The sequence below is a fragment of the Acinetobacter sp. NIPH1876 genome (assembly GCF_022808535.1).
Classification (GTDB): Bacteria; Pseudomonadota; Gammaproteobacteria; order Pseudomonadales; family Moraxellaceae; genus Acinetobacter; species Acinetobacter higginsii.
On record NZ_JALGBR010000002.1, the window covers coordinates 160,601 to 179,040 of the forward strand.

16 protein-coding genes are annotated in these 18,440 nt (G+C 39.1%); 7 read left to right on the plus strand and 9 right to left on the minus strand.

Annotated features, from left to right (window positions below):
* Positions 1 to 147 precede the first annotated feature (147 nt).
* The gene (locus tag MN869_RS03075) at positions 148 to 519 is read right to left on the minus strand and encodes a DUF962 domain-containing protein (RefSeq protein WP_004801345.1); all 372 of its coding nucleotides are present in this window, start codon (positions 517 to 519) and stop codon (positions 148 to 150) included.
* Between the two features lie 177 nt (positions 520 to 696).
* Here MN869_RS03075 and MN869_RS03080 point away from each other — a divergent pair, with 177 nt between their 5' ends.
* Entirely contained in the window at positions 697 to 2,154 is a 1,458-nt protein-coding gene (locus MN869_RS03080; RefSeq protein WP_033133398.1) for a CYTH and CHAD domain-containing protein, read from the plus strand.
* 376 nt (positions 2,155 to 2,530) lie between these two features.
* On the opposite strand, the gene MN869_RS03085 is transcribed toward MN869_RS03080, so the two are convergent.
* The gene (locus MN869_RS03085) at positions 2,531 to 3,163 is read right to left on the minus strand and encodes a hypothetical protein (protein ID WP_033133397.1); all 633 of its coding nucleotides are present in this window, start codon (positions 3,161 to 3,163) and stop codon (positions 2,531 to 2,533) included.
* A 105-nt stretch (positions 3,164 to 3,268) separates the two neighbouring features.
* Between MN869_RS03085 and MN869_RS03090 the strand changes: the two genes are divergently transcribed.
* Entirely contained in the window at positions 3,269 to 3,652 is a 384-nt protein-coding gene (locus MN869_RS03090) for a DUF3144 domain-containing protein (RefSeq protein WP_033133396.1), read from the plus strand.
* Positions 3,653 to 3,704: 52 nt separating this feature from the next.
* Here MN869_RS03090 and MN869_RS03095 read toward each other — a convergent pair whose 3' ends face one another.
* Together MN869_RS03095 and MN869_RS03100 are read right to left on the minus strand one after the other, a co-directional pair.
* Positions 3,705 to 6,473 carry a pitrilysin family protein gene (locus MN869_RS03095; RefSeq protein ID WP_033133395.1) on the minus strand — a complete coding sequence of 923 codons (2,769 nt, stop codon included), beginning with the start codon at positions 6,471 to 6,473 and terminating at the stop codon, positions 3,705 to 3,707.
* Between the two features lie 144 nt (positions 6,474 to 6,617).
* On the minus strand, positions 6,618 to 7,436 hold the full coding sequence (locus MN869_RS03100) for a PhzF family phenazine biosynthesis protein (RefSeq protein ID WP_033133394.1): 819 nt from the start codon (positions 7,434 to 7,436) through the stop codon (positions 6,618 to 6,620).
* Between the two features lie 273 nt (positions 7,437 to 7,709).
* On the opposite strand from MN869_RS03100, the gene MN869_RS03105 reads away from it, so the two are divergent.
* From MN869_RS03105 to MN869_RS03120, 4 genes are all read left to right on the plus strand, one after another.
* Complete coding sequence (locus tag MN869_RS03105) at positions 7,710 to 8,309, plus strand: DJ-1/PfpI family protein (RefSeq protein WP_033133417.1); 600 nt, start codon at positions 7,710 to 7,712, stop codon at positions 8,307 to 8,309.
* A 350-nt stretch (positions 8,310 to 8,659) separates the two neighbouring features.
* Positions 8,660 to 9,175, plus strand: a complete 516-nt coding sequence (locus MN869_RS03110) for a PAAR domain-containing protein (protein ID WP_005202285.1) — start codon at positions 8,660 to 8,662, stop codon at positions 9,173 to 9,175.
* The gene (locus MN869_RS03115; RefSeq protein WP_033133393.1) at positions 9,172 to 9,882 is read left to right on the plus strand and encodes a hypothetical protein; all 711 of its coding nucleotides are present in this window, start codon (positions 9,172 to 9,174) and stop codon (positions 9,880 to 9,882) included. The genes MN869_RS03110 and MN869_RS03115 overlap by 4 nt, the downstream gene beginning before the upstream one ends.
* A gap of 1 nt (position 9,883) precedes the next feature.
* Complete coding sequence (locus tag MN869_RS03120; protein WP_005202282.1) at positions 9,884 to 10,201, plus strand: hypothetical protein; 318 nt, start codon at positions 9,884 to 9,886, stop codon at positions 10,199 to 10,201.
* Positions 10,202 to 10,609: 408 nt separating this feature from the next.
* Here the strand turns inward: MN869_RS03120 and MN869_RS03125 are convergent, their stop codons facing one another.
* On the minus strand, positions 10,610 to 11,230 hold the full coding sequence (locus tag MN869_RS03125) for a pentapeptide repeat-containing protein (protein ID WP_033133392.1): 621 nt from the start codon (positions 11,228 to 11,230) through the stop codon (positions 10,610 to 10,612).
* Positions 11,231 to 11,368: 138 nt separating this feature from the next.
* Positions 11,369 to 12,625 (minus strand): NADP-dependent isocitrate dehydrogenase, encoded by a 1,257-nt coding sequence (icd, locus tag MN869_RS03130; RefSeq protein WP_243306866.1) that lies wholly within the window; start codon positions 12,623 to 12,625, stop codon positions 11,369 to 11,371.
* 194 nt (positions 12,626 to 12,819) lie between these two features.
* Between icd and MN869_RS03135 the strand changes: the two genes are divergently transcribed.
* Positions 12,820 to 13,638 carry an rRNA large subunit pseudouridine synthase E gene (locus MN869_RS03135; protein WP_005184119.1) on the plus strand — a complete coding sequence of 273 codons (819 nt, stop codon included), beginning with the start codon at positions 12,820 to 12,822 and terminating at the stop codon, positions 13,636 to 13,638.
* An 86-nt stretch (positions 13,639 to 13,724) separates the two neighbouring features.
* Here the strand turns inward: MN869_RS03135 and MN869_RS03140 are convergent, their stop codons facing one another.
* The 3 genes from MN869_RS03140 to MN869_RS03150 all read right to left on the minus strand — a co-directional run bounded on the left by MN869_RS03140 (position 13,725) and on the right by MN869_RS03150 (position 18,328).
* Positions 13,725 to 15,956, minus strand: a complete 2,232-nt coding sequence (locus MN869_RS03140; protein ID WP_033133390.1) for an NADP-dependent isocitrate dehydrogenase — start codon at positions 15,954 to 15,956, stop codon at positions 13,725 to 13,727.
* Positions 15,957 to 16,284: 328 nt separating this feature from the next.
* A complete protein-coding gene (locus tag MN869_RS03145) occupies positions 16,285 to 17,661 on the minus strand; it encodes a heavy metal sensor histidine kinase (RefSeq protein WP_033133389.1) in 1,377 nt (458 codons plus the stop codon).
* Positions 17,645 to 18,328 (minus strand): heavy metal response regulator transcription factor, encoded by a 684-nt coding sequence (locus tag MN869_RS03150; protein ID WP_005322987.1) that lies wholly within the window; start codon positions 18,326 to 18,328, stop codon positions 17,645 to 17,647. The genes MN869_RS03145 and MN869_RS03150 overlap by 17 nt, the downstream gene beginning before the upstream one ends.
* Between the last annotated feature and the right edge of the window lie 112 nt (positions 18,329 to 18,440).

The following is an 18,440-nucleotide window of genomic DNA, read 5'->3' on the forward strand; positions in this document are numbered from 1 at the left end:
TTCACTATTCACTATAATTACATTAGCTTCAGGGTATATTTTCTTGGTTAAAAATTAAAGAGAGGGAGTGTATTTACATCATTAACCGCTGCAAATCAGAACAAATAAAAAAGCTGCCAGAGCAGCTTTTGAAGTATTAAACTAATTTTAAGACTCAATTTTATCAAACTGACGATCGATCAAACTCAAACGGCCTCGTGCAACGTCTGACAACATGCGCCAATCTGAAATAAAGCTATACAGCGGCTGTTTAAAGCTGGCAGGCTTATTATGTTCAAAGAAAAAATGCCCAACCCAAGCACAGGCATAGCCAGAAACCAGACCATACAACGCATATTTTGCCTGACGTTTACGAATCGCTTTACTAAAGAAATATAAACCGATCGAGCTGCCTGCGACGTGCAAACGACGGCTGGCTATACTGCGATGTTCTGTTAAATAAAAGTGATAAAATTCATCATAGTTTTTAATAGGTAATGAAAATTCCACTGGCTTGGTAATATTCGCTGGTGCATTCATTTTTGGATCATCCTAATCGAGCAAGACTCTCCACACGTTAATGCATTTTCTGTACAAAATAAAGTCATTGCGTGCCATCCTTTCCAAGCTTAAAACAACTTTACAATGATTTTTGAGATCAACAAGTTATACTACGTTTCGTCTATATCATTTTCGGTGGTCAGGAGTCATAACATCATGGAAATAGAACTAAAATTTCAACTCCCTGAATCTAAGAAAAAAAGTGTGTTACAAGTTTTAAGCAAACAAAAAGCACAGAAAATTCAGCTACAAGCAAAATACTATGACACTGCTGACCGTTTACTGGCTAAAAATTATGTGGCGATTCGCCTGCGTCAGGAAGGTGAACATTGGGTGCAAACCTTTAAAGCTGCCAGTAAAAACCATTTACAACGCATCGAAGAAGATATTTATTTAGGCAAATGTGCTGAAGAACCTGAACTGGATTTATCTTTATACAAACATAATCAAACAGTCCAAACTGTACTCCGTGATGTGCTAGGTGAAGCACCTGCTGAACTAAAGCTGCAATTTCAAACTGATGTACAGCGTACCTTCCATGTATTCGAGTTTGAGGGATCTCAAATTGAAGTCTGCTTAGACGATGGTGAAATCCGTACACCAACTGATCAAGCCAAAATCTGTGAAGTCGAATTTGAATTAAAACAAGGCTCAGCACAATCTCTGATTGATTTTGCCAAAACGTGGGTCGATAAATATCAACTCTGGCTTGATGTGCGCAGTAAGGCTGAACGTGGTAATTTATTGGCTATTGGCAAAACGGTATCCCCTGCCACCAAAGCGAAATCACTCAGCCTAGAGAAAAATGTCAGTGCTGAACAAGCAATCAAACTGATTATCGAAAATACGCTTAATCATATCTTGCCCAATGCAGCAGCAATTGCCGATGGTGTAGCCGAAGCAGATCATATTCACCAAGCTCGCGTTGGTTTACGTCGTTTACGTTCTGCTTTAAAGCATTTTTCTAACTGGTCTGCGCAAACTGATCCCACTTGGGAAAGCCAATTGGCTGATATTTTTAGAGCATTAGGTCAATCACGCGATAATGATGCGATTCAAGATTCTGTTCTTCCTTTAGTAAAAGAAGTCTGTGATTTTGATTTCCCATTCCCTGAAAATGTTGACAGCAGTGTTTCTCAATTATTAAGCCACACTAAAACCACACAGCTATTTTTAGCATTACTCAGCTTCACCTATAGTGAGCATGAGTCTAAGTCTAAACTTTCTAAACAAGCAGCTAAAAGCTTAACCAAGCTTTACCAAAAGATTCTAAAAGATGCAGCTCAGTTTTCAACTTTAGAAGTTGAGCAACAACATCGTACTCGTAAGCGTGTAAAACAATTGCGTTATTGCATCGACTTTATTGCAGGGATTTATCCTGAAAAAGAGGTTCAACAATTCTTAAATAAGTTACAGCCAATTCAGGAATATTTAGGGTTTTATAATGACCTGTTTGTTGCTGAGCAAATCTTTGAGCAACAAACTGCTGAACACCCGCAGTTTTTATTTGCATTAGGTTGGGTTAAGGCTCAGCAACCACATGTGGCCAAAAAAGCGGATAAAAAGCTTCAAGCCCTATCTGCTCAGGACGCTTTTTGGGATGAGAAGCGATAGCTCCACCAAAACAAATTTCCTTAAATCGCTATCGTGCTTGGCGGCATGAATGCCGCCACAAATAATCTAAGTCCTACAAAAAAGCGGATACTCGGAAACGTCATCAGCAACCTGAGCAAGTCAAAGCGACTAAAGCTTTGACTTAGTGCAAGACAAGCGAAGTGCGTAGTCTATACTCAAGCATAGCTTTCGCCTTGCGGTACGACAAAGATTATTAATCTTTGCGATTCGCACCTCAGGCTTTGCCTACTTTGTCCGAAAACAAAGTAGGAAATCGCCTACGCGAAAACATTCAAACTTTATATAGCACTTGTGGCTGTGCTATTATTTTTTAATGAAAATTAGAGTGTTAAACTATTTATTCTACTTAAATCATTTACCGATATTTCCCAAAAATCGTCCACGTTCCATTATCTGCAATCGGATCACTATAACTGTCATTACGCTGCTTACGTGGCTTATCCCGTGCATCGACCAATTTAAAATGCGGTTCAACACTGAGAATCATGCCATTCATATAAAAACGAGTTCGCGTATATTCACTTTGTCCGTGTTGGAAAACATAAGTTCGTAAATCAATAAACTCACGATGCGCAACTAAGGCAGCGGTATCATCACTGCCCAACCATTCCTGCATTGCAAAAATCTGATCCGTCTCAAACTGCCCACATTTTTCTAACAAGGCAGCGACGCCACGAAAAGTTTTCGACTCTTTAGCGCGTGTTTTATTAATCCGAATCCGATCGACATGAAAGAAAAACAGCGGCAGATTTAAATGACTTGGTAAATGAATCGCATCCACCACGTCATCTTCCATAAAAGGCCGACACACCTGTTGTGCCCGCTCAATCAAGGGTTGCCATTGCCGATAATATTCATCTATATCTTGTTGCAGCCCATAATAAATCGGTAAGCCTTCAACATTTTCTAAATACTGAGGTGGATAAATATGTTGGCGCAGTAAGGCTATATCTGTTTTTAAGCTTTGAATCGCGATTGCATCTTGCATAGTGATTATTCTAATTACTTAGGCTATTTTAGATTAAGGCAAAGGTTTAGTTTCGACAAGGCTTTGTCTATAATGAAGTGTCTTAACTTGTCGCTGGAAAATATCATGTCTCAAAAAATTAACGCCACCGATGTGACTGATGAAGAAGCTTTAAATGCGGTGTTTTTTGAGCGTGCAGATGAATTTATTAAACTTGCCAATGATTTCTGCCGACCACCCAAAGGTAAGCAAGCCAAGCCAGAAGAGTTACGTGGCCAAGTAAGTGCAGCCATGTTATTTGCCACTGCCCGTTTTAATACATGGGTCGCAGCTAATAACTTTAAAGATGGCAATGAAATGCGTGATGCCAAAGAACAAGTCATGTCTTATCTACTGCAACAATTCCAAATGATGTTAGAAGATAATTTTGACGAATATTGTGAACAGTTTGAAAACTACTTACGATTCCGTAAGAACGAAGATTTTCATACCCACAAACATGATCATTAATCTTTGATGCAAAAATAAAGCCACCAGATCGGTGGCTTTATTTTTTGCTTGCTTATTTCAAGTTTTGAGGCTGACCATATTGATCCGCCATGACTTCTACAAACTGATCAAGCTTGATGTATTTTTTGATGGCAGCATTGACATCTTCTTTGGTCAATTTCGCAAGCTCCTGATCGCGCTCTGCGCGATCCAACAGCGTTTTGTTACGCTCTAACTGACCTGTCAGCATGCCATGAATATTACGTTCATCTTCCAAAGCTGTTACACGTTTTTTCATGATATCTGCTTTGGCTGCTTCCACTTCCTGCTCAGTCACACCTTTGCTCAGCAACTCATTCAATACCTTGTGTACCGATTGTGAAACTTGCTCAGAACGGCCAGAGGTATAATTTGCAGTAATGCTTAAAGTACCATCATCAATATCTGGATCAAGATCTAAGCCGCTACCAAAGCCATACACCAACGCATTTTTCTCACGTAGCTCCTGTGCTAATCGTGATGACAATTGCGAGTTACCCAAGATATGGCTAAGAATAATCAATGCAGGTGCATCTTTATGGTATGAACCCACAGGCAATGCCAATACACTTTGATAACTGCCGAACTCACGTTGTTCCGATAAAGCATGCACTTTCTGTGCTTTATACACCGTATATTGACCTGTTACTTTAGTAAAAGGCTGCTTCGCTTTCCAAGAGCCAAAGGCTTTTTGTAAGGTCTTTTGCATTTTCTTGGCATCAAAATCACCTGTTACAGCAATTTGCGCATGGTCTGTCACAAAGAACTGATCATAGAATTGTTTCACTTGCGGCTGGGTTACTTCACTAATCTGTTTCTTCGCCAGTTCTGGTTCAAAGTGATAACGGATATCGCCTGGTTGATAGATTTCCAGAATCTTAGACAAGGTCATCGATGAGACAACCGCGGGTTCCGTATATGGACGATCCAATACAGACAGGCTTTGATTTTTTGCTAGATCAAACTCAGTTTGCGAGAATTTTGGCTGCTTAAGGACATCAACAATAAAGTTAAAGAAGTCTTCGAACTTGTCTTTCTTCGCTTGAACAACGATGGTAAAACCATTGCCATTTGAACTAACCGATGCGCCACCACTAGCCGCAATCGCCTTATCAGTAATTTCCTGCAAGGTATGCTTTTCAGAACCACGCAGCATTAAATAGCTGGCTAAATCTAAAGTAACCCCTTTACCAAATAATGCTTTTTCATCACCAAAATCTAAGCTAATCGTGGCATAAGTTTTATCATCACGTGTAGACGTTGGGAAGAGTGCATAGCGGATCCCATTCTTTAATTCACCACGTTGAATTTTCTGCTCATTTTTTTGCAATTGCTGAGCAGACTGTGCCATAAATTGGGTCACTTCCTGCTTGTAAACATTTGCATCTTTTAATGGTTCAGGCTTTTCATCGCTTTGATCTAAAGTTTTAGGCTTCTCCTCTGCTTTCATGGTCATCGCTTTCTTTTGATCTTCAGGCGTCGGTAAAATATCGCCTGAGATACGATGTGAAGAGACTAAAAATTCTTTTAAGGTTTTATTTGCATCATTCAGCTTTAAGTCTTGAACAGCTTGTAAGTCCTTAAAGTATTGATCCCATTGACCATGTGATGAAACCGCATAATCGCTCAGGCGTGAACCTAAAGCGACAGCGTCATTAGCAATGGTATCTGCGGTATTTTGCGTAATATTTTTAATCCGCTGTAATTCAGCCTCGGTGAATGGTTGGCTATTTTCAACACCTGTTTTTAGAGCATCATCAACCTTTTTCGCATCATGATTCGGGGCATAAATTGCGCCCATAAAGACCACGTTAAAGTCTTGATCTAACCAAGTGGTTGATTGCACTGCCGTACTGATTCCCGTCTCCACCATACTCTTATACAAAGTACCACTTGGCTGCATGGTATATAACGCTGGCGCAAGCGCTAAAGTCGGTTGTAATGGGGTATTTTTTCCATTCATATAGACATGGAATTTGGCTAAATCACTACCCTTTTGTACCGTAAACTGACGTTGTTCGATTTTACTTGAATCGAGAACTGGCACTTGAACTTGCGCAGGTACTGGACGTGCTGGAATTGGACTAAAATACTGATCAATTTTAGATAGGACCTCAGTCTTATCAAATTTACCCGAAATCACCATCACTGCATTATTTGGCGCATACCAAGTTCTATAGAACTGGTTCAATTCATTCAGCTGAATCGACTTTAATTCAGGTAAATCGCCAATTGGCAAACGGCCTAAATATTGATTGCCATAAGCCGCTTTCCACATTTGATCCATCAGTACAGCAAACGGTTGATCCATACGGATTTCTCGTTCACGTTTTACGATTTCAATTTCAGAAGGAACAAATTTTTCTTGCAGCACCAATTTATCCATACGCTCTGATTCAAGGTACAGAATTTCATTAAGTGCATTTTTTTCAGGGCGAACAATATTTAAATATTTGGTCGCATAATAATCTGTGCTGGCATTGGTCATCAACGTATATTGATCTAGACGACGTTGAAACTCGTCACCCTTCACATTTTGAGTGCCTTTAAAGGCCAAATGTTCTAATAGATGTGCAAGTCCGCCTTTACCCTTAGGATCATTCAAAGAACCTGTTAAATAAACCGTATTTACATAGACTTTATTTTCTTTATCGTTTGGCGCAAGAATAACTCTGAAACCATTATCTAATTTATATTCTTCGATATTTTTTTCACTTTTTACGAGTACCGTCTGAGACCAAGACGTTGCACTCAACCCAATCAAACAAAGAGAGAGAGTAAGTTGCTTAAACCGCATTAACATAATTTATCCAAGTGTTTTTGATGATTTAAATAAAAACGTCAAGCTATAGTAGAGAACGATTCGCATTTTTAATAGTTATGTTTTGAAAAAAGCTGTTTATTTAAACAGCTTTTATCTTTATTTTTGCACAGTTTAAGCTAAAAATCAGATTGTCAGTTCGGCTTGCATATACAATTTGGCATAGCCTGAAATTTCAATACGATCTTCAGACACAATCACACATTCTAAAATCCCACCGCGTTTAGATGCCTGAAAGGCTGTTAATCGAGTCTGATTCAATTTTTCAGCCCAAAGTGGAACGATTGCAGTATGGATTGAACCTGTTACTGGATCTTCATCGATACCAATTGCTGGTGCAAAATAACGAGAAACACAATCAAACTGCCCTTCACCTCTGGCGGTAATTGCAACATCGGGTTGAGAAGCAGTAATTGCTGTACGAACTTGTCCAAGTTGTTTTAGCTTTTCCAGATCAGGTTGTTCATCCAATACATCTTGCACCGTTTCATATTCAATAATATAGGCTTGGACATTGCGATAGACCGCTTTAAATGGCTTGGTCAGCCCTTCACGTAATACTTGAGGATAATCAGTAACTAACTCTGCTTTACGAATCGGGAAATTCATTTTAATTTTGCCATCGGCATCTTTGCTGACAATAAAAACACCCAGATCACGTACATGGAACTGGATCGTTTCTACCTTGGTAAAGTCTTTAAATAAAACAAATGCGCTGGCTAAAGTCGCATGCCCACAAAACGCAACCTCATTGAGTGGAGAAAACCAACGAATCTCATAATTGGTTTCATCAATCGTTTTCACAAAAGCCGTTTCAGACAGATTATTTTCCATGGCAATATTCTGCATCAAACGATCATCTAACCATTCATCGACGACGATTACAGCCGCGGGATTTCCTTTAAATAATTCTTTTGTAAAAGCATCAACTTGGTACATCTTCATGTCACAGCACTCTCTCTATTTTTCAATTATTTTGAACATTTGGTCTATAAAGTATAGATACAGATTTTTCTAAATTTACGATACACCGTAGCATTTGTTGTTTAACTTACCTAAATGTATAAAATTTAAGCCCAAAATGTGTTCCGCTTGCTAACAGATCAGCCTAAAAGTCCAATGATTTAGCATAATTCAAAATAAGCCATACAGAATATTCACAATAAAAAATTTGAAGCTCACTATGGTATGACGCAGATTAAACAAGCGAGAAAAACCATGCGTATTCCTGTAAATGCTGTCGTATTTGAAGATTTTGAAACCCTCGACATTATGGGTCCTGTTGAATTGTTTGGCTTGTTGCAACAACATTATCAAGTCCAGTTTTATAGCCTGAATGGCGGTCTAGTTTCCAATAAGCATGGTGTTTGTATCCAGACCAAATCCTTTAACGAAATACACGTGAATAACCAAAGTATTCTGCTCGTTCCTGGCGGTATCGTGACTTTTGAATTAATTAAAAATCAACAGTTTCTTGATCAGCTCAAAACTTTAGCGGCTCAAAGTAAATACGTGCTGACCATTTGTACAGGCAGTTCATTACTTGCAGGGACAGGTGTTTTAAATGGTGTTAAGGCAACATCGAATAAAATGGCGTTTGAATTTGTACAAAAACTCAATGACCAAGTGTTGTGGCAAGCCCAAGCCCGTTGGGTGATTGATGGGAAATTCTATACTTCATCGGGTGTGAGTGCAGGTATGGATATGACTCTTGCCTTTATTCATGACACACAAGGTGAAAAAGTTGCCCAGCTTTGTGCTGAAGAGGCCGAATATATCTGGAATAGCAATCCAAACGTTGATCCCTTTTGTAAGTAAAAACAGGCTGATCAACGCTGCATATGAAGATTTATTTTATTATCACTTGTTGTAGGTATTTTATTTTTAAATCAGCCTTTAAATAACCACATCTTTAATAAGTTGCTATTTGTTTTCACAGCATGGGTAAATAGATGTGTACATAATATAGGTAATTCATGAAAGCTCATATTTCCGCAATAAATTCAATATAATCCAATTTACTATATTTAAACTCATCAAATACACACAAAACATCTAATTTATAAACAAATTGGGCAATGCTTTGCATAAAAATTATAAAGGTGACAATCTTTATCCAATTATTTTTAAATTTTCTATTTATTTTAATAATCCTGGATATTCATAATATGCAAGCATTTATAACAAGAGGATGTTTTACTAACCACGGTGGCAAGATCATTGAGGGAGATGATTTTTGGCTGATAGATGGTAAAGCGGCTCATTTAGAGGGAATGAAACATTATTGTCCTAAATGTAATGTGATTTCAAAAGCCATAGCAACGCAACGAGGTTTTATGCAGGTTAATGGCCATAATTTAATTGTGGCTGGCGACCAAGCAACATGTGGCGCAAAGTACATGAAGATTTCAGATTTAGCTGTGCGAACTGGTGGCTCTGGTTCGGGTGCTAGCTCAGGGCAAGCAAGTAATGTTCAGAATATTATTGATCAATTAAATTTTGATGAGCGTGTTCAATTGATCGATAGAGATGATAATGAACCCTTGGCAAACATCCCCTATCACCTCAAAGACTCTACTGGTAGTGTCGTAGCTTCAGGAACCACAGATGAAAATGGATATACAGAAAGGTTTCATACGACCAAACCTGAAGATATTCACATTTTTATCGGAGAGCCGGAGTGACACAAGGAACCTGCAAAACCAATACAAAGGCTGAATCTGTACATAAACAGCCCATCAAGTTAAAAGAATATTTAATATGTGTTTATTACTACAAACCATCAAAGAGCGATGACAAGGCTTTTCAACGAGCATCAAATCACTGGCTATCCCAACTGAAGCTAAAAAACTGCGGTGATAACTATGTATTTAAAGAGTACCAAGTTACGTCAGGCCAAGACTTTAAAAAAGTTTGGAAGGAAATCTATGACGAGATAAATAAGAATGTTGCTAAGGTCAGGGAAATGCATGTTTTTAGCCATTCTAGTAAAACAGACGATGGTAATGATGGCCTAGAGTTTTTGAGCACCAGAAACGCTCGTAATGAAGTTTTAGAGGATGGTACAATTTCCTATAGTGAAATATCCCAGTTAGAGAAATTGCGCTGGTCTCCGAATGCTAATCTCGTTTTGCATGGCTGCAATACAGGACTAAGAGGGACTTCACCTCAATCCATTGCAGATATATTTGCAATTAGACAAGAAAAATGCAGAGTGCACGGTCAAAAAGGCTGGGCTTATTTTTCTAGAAAAGAAGCTGTTTATGAGCGAACTTCACCTACAGATAAAGAGATCTATCTATGGGCCTACAGTAGAGGGAATAACAGCTATGTAGGCAACGTAATCGGTGGGGAACGAATTCCAGCATTCATTGTTGAAAAGAAGAAGTGATATGAAAGTTAAAATCTTATTTTGGGTTGCTCTCCTAAACATTATTGGAGTTGTATTCATTTATACCCTATCTTTTATGACAAAGAACAATCACTATGCTGTTTCAATTGATACATTTTTCATTTCCACCTCAGCTTTAATATTAATTATTACATTAATTCTGAAGCAGAAAATAGAAATTCTAATTAGTATCATCGCGTTATTACTGAGTATAAGTATGAATGTATTTAATATCAGTATTAGCTATCAAAAATGGTTAGAGCGAGAGCAGCCAGAATTAGGTCATCGAGACGCAGATTTGAATAACGAAAAAATATAATCACAGAATAGCCTTAACCATTAAATTTGAGACTGTTTTAGCACGACATGAATTTAATTAGTTCTCAATTTGGAGTATGTTACCTATTACATATCGGTCAATACTCATCTTTCCCATATTGTTTAATTTTCTATTTACCTTCTGCAAAGAAATAATACCCAAGTTCTTAAACTGTGGCGTGTCAAATATCACATATAGCCAATGTGCTATCTCCACAAACATAAGCAGTATTATCACAGATAATCTCTACACGCATTGAATTCAAGTAACCGTTTAACGGGCTTCTTTAGATCACAATTACTCCCTTTTATTCGACTCTATCTTTCTTAACAAGATAAGCTTTATTCCATCTCCCATAAAAATGAGTGGCATAAAACCACTCATTTTGATCAAACTCTTTTCACAGACTCAATCAATTCTGACATCGAAGCCTAGATTTTCTGCAATCATCAGCGTTTGATCAAGATTAATAATCGCCTCTTTAATTTGAGTCTCTTTCGGATCTAAAGTACTCAAATCACTACCTCTTAAATCACACTCGGTAAAATCTGCGCGGTGTAGCCATGCACCAGAGAGATCACTCTCTCTAATCGAACTTCCATGGCAACGCGCTCCAGTCAAATCAGCTTCTCTTAAACGGGTTCTCAAAAAAGAAGCTTTCTCTAAATCCGCGCCCGGTAATCCAACAAAAGCCCAATCACTGTCCTCAACCCGCATATGGTGAAACTGACAATCGCTAAACATGCTACCAACCAACTTGCAGTCGGTGAATTTGCTATCAAAGAAATTGCAGAAATAGAAAGTACAATTTAAAAATGCGCTACGCTGATGAACCGATGCATTAAAACGTGCTCGTCGAAAAGTGCATTCATTAAAAATCGCGCCAGTGCTTTGGGCTTCTGACAGATCTAAGTCAACAAATAGCGTCCGCTCATATTTTTGATTATTGAGTACTTGTCCATACCAATCCAAGTTGGTAATGGTTTCTGTTGTTTTCGGTGCTGCTGCACCATATTTTCTTTCCGCCATGATATTCAATTTTTATTTTCGAATACATCAAAATATGTCATACATTCAATTTTGTACATGTTTTTCTCATGACTTATTTATCTCAATTTAAAATAAAAAAAGAGCGGCAAAACCACTCTTTCATTTCATACTTAGACTTTAATCTTCCATATGCTGGATTATAGCTTGTCCAAATTCAGAACAACGTAATAAAGTTGCATTGGGCATTAAACGCTCAAAGTCGTACGTCACGGTCTTGGCTGAAATTGCACCCGAAACACCTTGAATGATTAGATCTGCAGCTTCAACCCAGCCCATATCACGCAGCATCATTTCGGCAGAGAGAATAATCGAGCCTGGGTTGACCTTATCTTGCCCCGCATACTTCGGTGCAGTGCCATGTGTTGCTTCATAGACTGCAATTGCACCGCCAATATTCGCACCCGGTGCAATCCCAATACCGCCCACTTCTGCTGCAAGTGCATCAGAAATATAGTCACCATTTAAGTTCAGTGTCGCAATCACGGAATAATCGGCTGGACGCATTAAAATTTGCTGTAAGAATGCATCGGCAATCACATCTTTAATAATGATGTCTTTACCCGTTTTCGGATTTTTAATTTTTACCCAAGGCCCACCATCCAGCAGCTGCCCACCAAAACGCTCCATCGCAAGTTCATAGCCCCACTCTTTAAACGCACCTTCGGTGTATTTCATGATGTTACCTTTGTGTACTAGCGTCACAGAAGGTTTGTCATTATCCATCGCAAACTGAATGGCTTTACGCACCAGACGTTGGGTTCCTTCTGTAGAAACAGGCTTAATGCCGATACCACAATCTTTAGGGAATCGGATTTTGGTCACCCCCATTTCTTCTTGCAAAAATTTAATAACTTTTTTCGCTTCTGGAGAATCGGCCTTCCATTCAATCCCCGCATAGATATCTTCTGAGTTTTCACGGAAAATCACCATATCCGTGAGTTCTGGATGTTGCACAGGTGAAGGCACACCTTCAAACCAACGTACTGGACGCACACAAACATATAGATCAAGTTCTTGGCGCAATGCAACATTCAAAGAACGAATACCGCCTCCGACAGGTGTAGTCAAAGGGCCTTTTATTGATATAATAAACTCGCGTAAAGCATCAAAAGTTTCTTCTGGCATATAATTGCCATAAATTTTATCTGCTTTTTCGCCGCAGTAGACTTCCATCCATTCGATTGAACGTTTGCCACCGTAAGCTTTTAACACGGCGGCATCTACTACTGCCTTCATTGCTGGTGTAATATCCACACCAATACCATCACCTTCAATAAAAGGGATGATTGGACGATTTGGAACATTCAATGACAGGTCTGCATTTACTGTGATTTTGTCTCCATCAGCAGGAACCACAATCTTCTGATAACCCATTTTGTAGGTTCTCCCTCATGTATTTAGCGATTATCTCTATGCCTTCTATGGCATACTTTCGTTTTTTATTGCATGAAACAGTTTAGTTCAAAACAGGTTTTTTTTGAGATTTATACGGGAAATAACAACATTTCTCCATTAAATAGAAACCTTTATTGTTATGATGCCGCCCATAGCCAAAGTAGTATATCCATATGAAAGTAGTCGTATTTAATAAACCTTTTGACGTTTTGTCACAGTTTCGCGAAGATGAAAAACATTTAACAGTTTCAAGTTTTATTAAAGATCCTGAACTTCGTATTGCAGGACGTTTAGATTTAGACTCCGAAGGTTTAATGTTTCTTACTGATCATGGTGGTTTAAATCAATTCATCACCCATCCTGATAATAAGAAATATAAAACTTATCTTGCTCAAGTTGATGGTGATGTCACAGAAGAAGCAATTGAAAAACTGCAAAAAGGTGTTGAACTTGCAGATGGTATGACTTTACCTGCCAAAGCGCGTAAAGTTGATCAACCTGAATGGCTATGGGAACGTAACCCACCGGTACGTTATCGTGCCAATATTCCAACGACTTGGATCGAACTACAAATCTGCGAAGGTCGTAATCGTCAAGTACGTCGTATGACAGCGGCTGTGGGTTTCCCGACTTTACGTCTGATTCGTACGCAAATTGGCAGCATTGATCTCGTCAAACTCGGTTTACAGCCTGGTGAACAACTCGAAATCGAACCTTTACTTTATCCAGACTTTAAAGACGTTCCGGCAGACAAGCCTTATGAAGGTCGTTCTTTCGCGAAAAAATCGAATAATAAACCGCATTTCTCTCGTGCAAAAGATAAAGCACGTGAAGAAAGAGGTGAAAAACCATTTAAAGGTAAGAAAAAAGCTGGCGGTGGTACAACCCGTATTTGGCAAACTGATGATGCAGATAAACCACGTCGTAAGACCAATGGTACAACGCGTCCAAATACCAAAGCACCACGCGGACGTAGCCGTAACGGTCGTTAAAATCTAAATTGAGCGCATAAAAAAGCCGATGTTTTCACATCGGCTTTTTTATATCACCGACAATATTGTCGGTGATATATCAACAATTACAGTGACGCAAGTGTGGTATTAAATGTTGTACTTGGACGCATTACTGCATTTACTTTCGCTGGATCGATTGCATAGTAACCACCGATATCAGCAGCTTGACCTTGTACTTGAGCAAGCTCAGCAACAATCTTCTGTTCGTTTTCAGCAAGTGATTTTGCAAGCGGAGCAAATTTCGCTTTCAACTCAGCATCTTCGTCTTGAGCTGCTAATGCTTCAGCCCAGTACAATGCTAAATAGAAGTGGCTGCCACGGTTATCTAACTCACCTGTACGACGTGATGGCGATTTGTCGTTATCCAACAATTTTCCTGTCGCTTGATCAAGCGTCTTGGCAAGCAATTTCGCACGGTTATTGTCTTCTTTGATACCAAGCTCTTCTAAAGACACCGCCAATGCAAGGAACTCACCGAGTGAATCCCAACGTAAGTGGTTTTCTTCAACTAACTGCTGTACATGTTTCGGCGCTGAACCACCCGCACCTGTTTCGTACATGCCACCGCCAGCCATTAACGGCACGATTGACAACATTTTCGCTGAAGTACCCAATTCCATGATCGGGAACAAGTCAGTTAAGTAATCACGTAAGATGTTACCCGTTACCGAAATGGTATCTAAACCACGTGCTACACGCTCAAGCGTATAACGCATTGCACGTACTTGTGACATGATTTGGATATCAAGACCAGTAGTGTCATGATCTTTCAAGTATTTTTCAACTTTCTTGATCAATTCATTTTCATGTGGACGGTATGGGTCTAACCAGAAAATCGCAGGCATACCTGAGTTACGTGCACGTGTTACTGCAAGTTTCACCCAGTCACGAATCGGTGCGTCTTTCACCTGACACATACGCCAGATGTCGCCTTCTTCCACATTTTGGCTCATCAACACTTCACCAGTGTCTAGATCAGTAATGTTGGCAATACCCGCTTCTGAAATTTCAAAAGTCTTATCGTGTGAACCGTATTCTTCTGCTTTTTGCGCCATCAAACCAACGTTAGGCACAGTACCCATAGTACGTGGGTCAAAGTTACCATTCCACTTACAGAAATTGATCATTTCTTGGTAGATACGTGCGAAAGTTGATTCAGGCATGACTGCTTTACAGTCGTAAGGTTTGCCGTCAGCACCCCACATTTTACCGCCACCACGAATCATTGCAGGCATAGAAGCATCGACAATCACATCGTTTGGTGAATGGAAGTTGGTGATGCCTTTTGCAGAATCAACCATTGCAAGCGCAGGACGGTGTTCTTGGCAAGCATGTAAATCTTCGATGATTTCTTCACGTAAAGACGTCGGTAAAGTTGCGATCTTTTCATAAAGACCAGCCATACCATTGTTTACGTTAATACCGAGTTCATCAAACAATTTACCGTGTTTTTCAAAAGCATCTTTGTAATAGATTTTCACACAGTGACCGAATACGATCGGGTGTGAAACTTTCATCATGGTTGCTTTCACGTGTAATGAGAACAAAATGCCCGCTTCACGACAGTCTTCGAGTTCTTTCTCGTAGAAGTCACACAATGCTTTTTTGCTCATAAACATTGAGTCAATGATTTCACCATCTTGAAGTGCAACTTTTGGCTTAAGCACAATGGTTTCACCAGACTTAGTGATGAGTTCCATTTTCACATTACGTGCACGGTCTAAAGTCATTGATTTTTCGCCATGGTAGAAGTCGCCTTCATCCATGTGAGAAACATGAGTCTGTGACCACTGCTTCCACTCGCTCATTGAATGCGGGTGTTTTTTCGCATAATTTTTTACCGCAGCTGGTGCACGACGGTCAGAGTTACCTTCACGCAATACTGGGTTTACAGCTGAACCAAGGCATTTACCATAACGTGCCTTGATTTCTTTTTCTTCTTCAGTGGTTGGGTTTTCTGGATAATCAGGAATTGCATAGCCCTTCGACTGGAGCTCTTTAATACATGAAACAAGCTGAGCAACAGAAGCACTGATGTTCGGAAGTTTAATGATATTGGTATCTGGATCTTGCGTAAGACGACCTAACTCCGCAAGGTTATTGTTTACCTTTTGCTCATCTTTGAGGTAATCTGAAAATTCTGCGAGCACACGAACCGCAACTGAGATGTCACTTTTAACAATCTCAATGCCAGCAGGTTTTGTAAAGGTCTCAATGATCGGTAGTAATGAATAAGTCGCTAATAAAGGCGCCTCATCAGTCAGTGTGTAAATGATTTTTGACTTTCCACCAGCCATATATAGCCCCTTGTGTTGGATTGAGTTATGGAAAACTGCGCTTGTGGCCCAGCTCCTAGAACCGATTTGCTTGAACAAACTTGAGAGTATCAGCGTTCATCACATGCTAGTCAACGCAATATCCTGTGATAACGACATTTCGATAAAAAATACTACAAAATGATATAATAGTAGCGTTCTGGTATGTATATATGAGGTCAAGTTATGTCTTTTCAAATACAAACCACTGCCAACTTTAAATGAACGTACTGAATTGATCATTTAGCAAACAAATATGCATATTGCTTAAGCATGAACCCTATTTTGACAGAGCTTGATGAAGATTACGTTAATTCTTTAGTGGTAAGATCAATTTAAACGCCACCCCTTCAAATCGATTTTCGACCTCAGTTGAACCTGCATGTAACTGCATAATTGAGCTCACAATAGCCAACCCCAGACCACCTGTTTGTGCTTTTTGATGTCGACTTTCATCGACCTGATAAAACCGGTCGAATAAGTAAGGCAAATGCTTTTCATCAATAAAAACGCCTTCTGTCACAATCGTCATGACACAGTTTAAATCACGTTGCTTTACCGCTACTGCAATCACACCATGCGCTCGACCATGTAAAATGGCATTACTGATTAAATTCGCAATCGCACGCTGAATTAATGCCTCATTCGCCATGATATTGAAATCATCCATGACATCCAGTTGGAGCGTCATCTGATGTTCTTCAATCAAACAATCAAAATAATCAATAACATTTCTCATCAGCTGTTTGACATTGACTGACTTTTTCTCAAGTATCTGTTCATCATGTTCAGAACGTGCAATAAACAGCATGCTTTCGATCATTTTGGTGAGTCGTTCATACTCTTCCAAATGCGAATATAATAAATTTTCTAATTCTTCTGTTTTACGGGGTTGTGACAATAAAATCTGAGTTTGTCCCATTAAATTATTGAGTGGCGTTCTCAGTTCATGTGCAATATCTTCTGAAAATTGCGCCAGTTTCTGATAATCCTGCTGAATTTTATCCAGCATTTCATTCATCGCCTGACTCAGTTGCTGAACTTCAATATTGGTGGATTCAACTTCAATACGATGATTCAGTTTTTGCACATTAATTTTACTGGTCTCGGCAATTAAAGTACGCATGGAACGGAATAAATAATGCCCCACCATAAATCCCAGAAGACTGGACAATAGAATACCTAGCCCGCTATAGAACAAGACTTTCCAAAAATATTGACTCAGGATCTGGTTCGCCCCATCCCATTGTTGTCCCGCAATCAATTGATACTGCTTATGACCATATTGGATGGATTGAAATGCAAAGCGTGTACTTGGATGCTCAACTGTATTATTACGATACTGAATTTTATTTGAATAATTCAGTTCAGGGATTTTGATCTGTAATGGATTAATCCTAATGAGATCCTGTGCTGATTCTTTGACAATAAAAATACTGTCCTCGTGCCCCACCATATTTTCATAAAGCTTAGGATATTTCCCCAATATCTGAACGGTATGTGCATCGGTCAAAAAAACTTCCATTCGTTTGATCCGAGCAGCCAAGGCCTTATCTTGCTGGGTATAGACCATTTCACGAAAATTTTGATAGGACAAACCGCCAATACTGATAAAAACTATGCAGGAAATTAAGCTAAAGGCAATACTTAAGCGGGATGCCAATGACAGTCTATTCATTATTGCCATCTTTTAAATCAACCTTATAGCCCATGCCCCTGACGGTATAAATTAACTTGGGAACAAAATGATCATCAATCTTTGCCCTTAATCGGCGTATCGCAACATCCACCACGTTGGTATCCGTATCAAAATTAATATTCCAAACCATTGAGGCAATTTGCGTTCGTGTCAGTACTTCACCACGATGTTGAATCAACAACTGTAACAACACAAACTCTTTGGCAGTTAAATCAATTTTAGTATCAGCACGATACACTTCTCGACTGAGTCGGTTTAAGCTTAAGTTTGAAATTTGATAAATTTCTTTTTCTACATTCGGTACACGGCGTAACAGGCTTTTGATCCTTGCCAAGAGTTCCACATAAGAAAATGGTTTAATTAAATAATCATCGGCTCCAAGCTCCAAACCTTTTACTCGATCTAGAACATGATCTTTTGCAGTTAGCATTAAAACTGGCATTTTCGAAAAAGTACGTAATGTTTGCAAAACTTGCCAACCGTCCAATTGTGGCAACATCACATCCAAAATCAGTAAATCAAAGAGGTCTTGTTGCAAACGTGACAATGCCTCTATGCCATCTTTTGCAATAGCACAGGTATAACCTGATTCATTTAATCCTTTCGCTAAAAACTGCGCGATTTTAGATTCATCTTCGACAATTAAAATATGCATCCCACATCTTAACCTTGTTTATTCATTGCCAAGATTACAAATCGGTAATCCAATTGTCATCACGCCAAGATTTTTTTCTTCCTACCATGTCCTGAGGAAATAAAGATTTTTA

Coding starts and splice junctions, on each gene's coding strand:
- MN869_RS03075 (WP_004801345.1), bottom strand. CDS start 519: ATGAATGCACCAGCGAATATTACCAAGCCAGTGGAATTTTCATTACCT.
- MN869_RS03080 (WP_033133398.1), top strand. CDS start 697: ATGGAAATAGAACTAAAATTTCAACTCCCTGAATCTAAGAAAAAAAGT.
- MN869_RS03085 (WP_033133397.1), bottom strand. CDS start 3,163: ATGCAAGATGCAATCGCGATTCAAAGCTTAAAAACAGATATAGCCTTA.
- MN869_RS03090 (WP_033133396.1), top strand. CDS start 3,269: ATGTCTCAAAAAATTAACGCCACCGATGTGACTGATGAAGAAGCTTTA.
- MN869_RS03095 (WP_033133395.1), bottom strand. CDS start 6,473: ATGTTAATGCGGTTTAAGCAACTTACTCTCTCTCTTTGTTTGATTGGG.
- MN869_RS03100 (WP_033133394.1), bottom strand. CDS start 7,436: ATGAAGATGTACCAAGTTGATGCTTTTACAAAAGAATTATTTAAAGGA.
- MN869_RS03105 (WP_033133417.1), top strand. CDS start 7,710: ATGCGTATTCCTGTAAATGCTGTCGTATTTGAAGATTTTGAAACCCTC.
- MN869_RS03110 (WP_005202285.1), top strand. CDS start 8,660: ATGCAAGCATTTATAACAAGAGGATGTTTTACTAACCACGGTGGCAAG.
- MN869_RS03120 (WP_005202282.1), top strand. CDS start 9,884: ATGAAAGTTAAAATCTTATTTTGGGTTGCTCTCCTAAACATTATTGGA.
- MN869_RS03125 (WP_033133392.1), bottom strand. CDS start 11,230: ATGGCGGAAAGAAAATATGGTGCAGCAGCACCGAAAACAACAGAAACC.
- icd (WP_243306866.1), bottom strand. CDS start 12,625: ATGGGTTATCAGAAGATTGTGGTTCCTGCTGATGGAGACAAAATCACA.
- MN869_RS03135 (WP_005184119.1), top strand. CDS start 12,820: ATGAAAGTAGTCGTATTTAATAAACCTTTTGACGTTTTGTCACAGTTT.
- MN869_RS03140 (WP_033133390.1), bottom strand. CDS start 15,956: ATGGCTGGTGGAAAGTCAAAAATCATTTACACACTGACTGATGAGGCG.
- MN869_RS03145 (WP_033133389.1), bottom strand. CDS start 17,661: ATGGCAATAATGAATAGACTGTCATTGGCATCCCGCTTAAGTATTGCC.
- MN869_RS03150 (WP_005322987.1), bottom strand. CDS start 18,328: ATGCATATTTTAATTGTCGAAGATGAATCTAAAATCGCGCAGTTTTTA.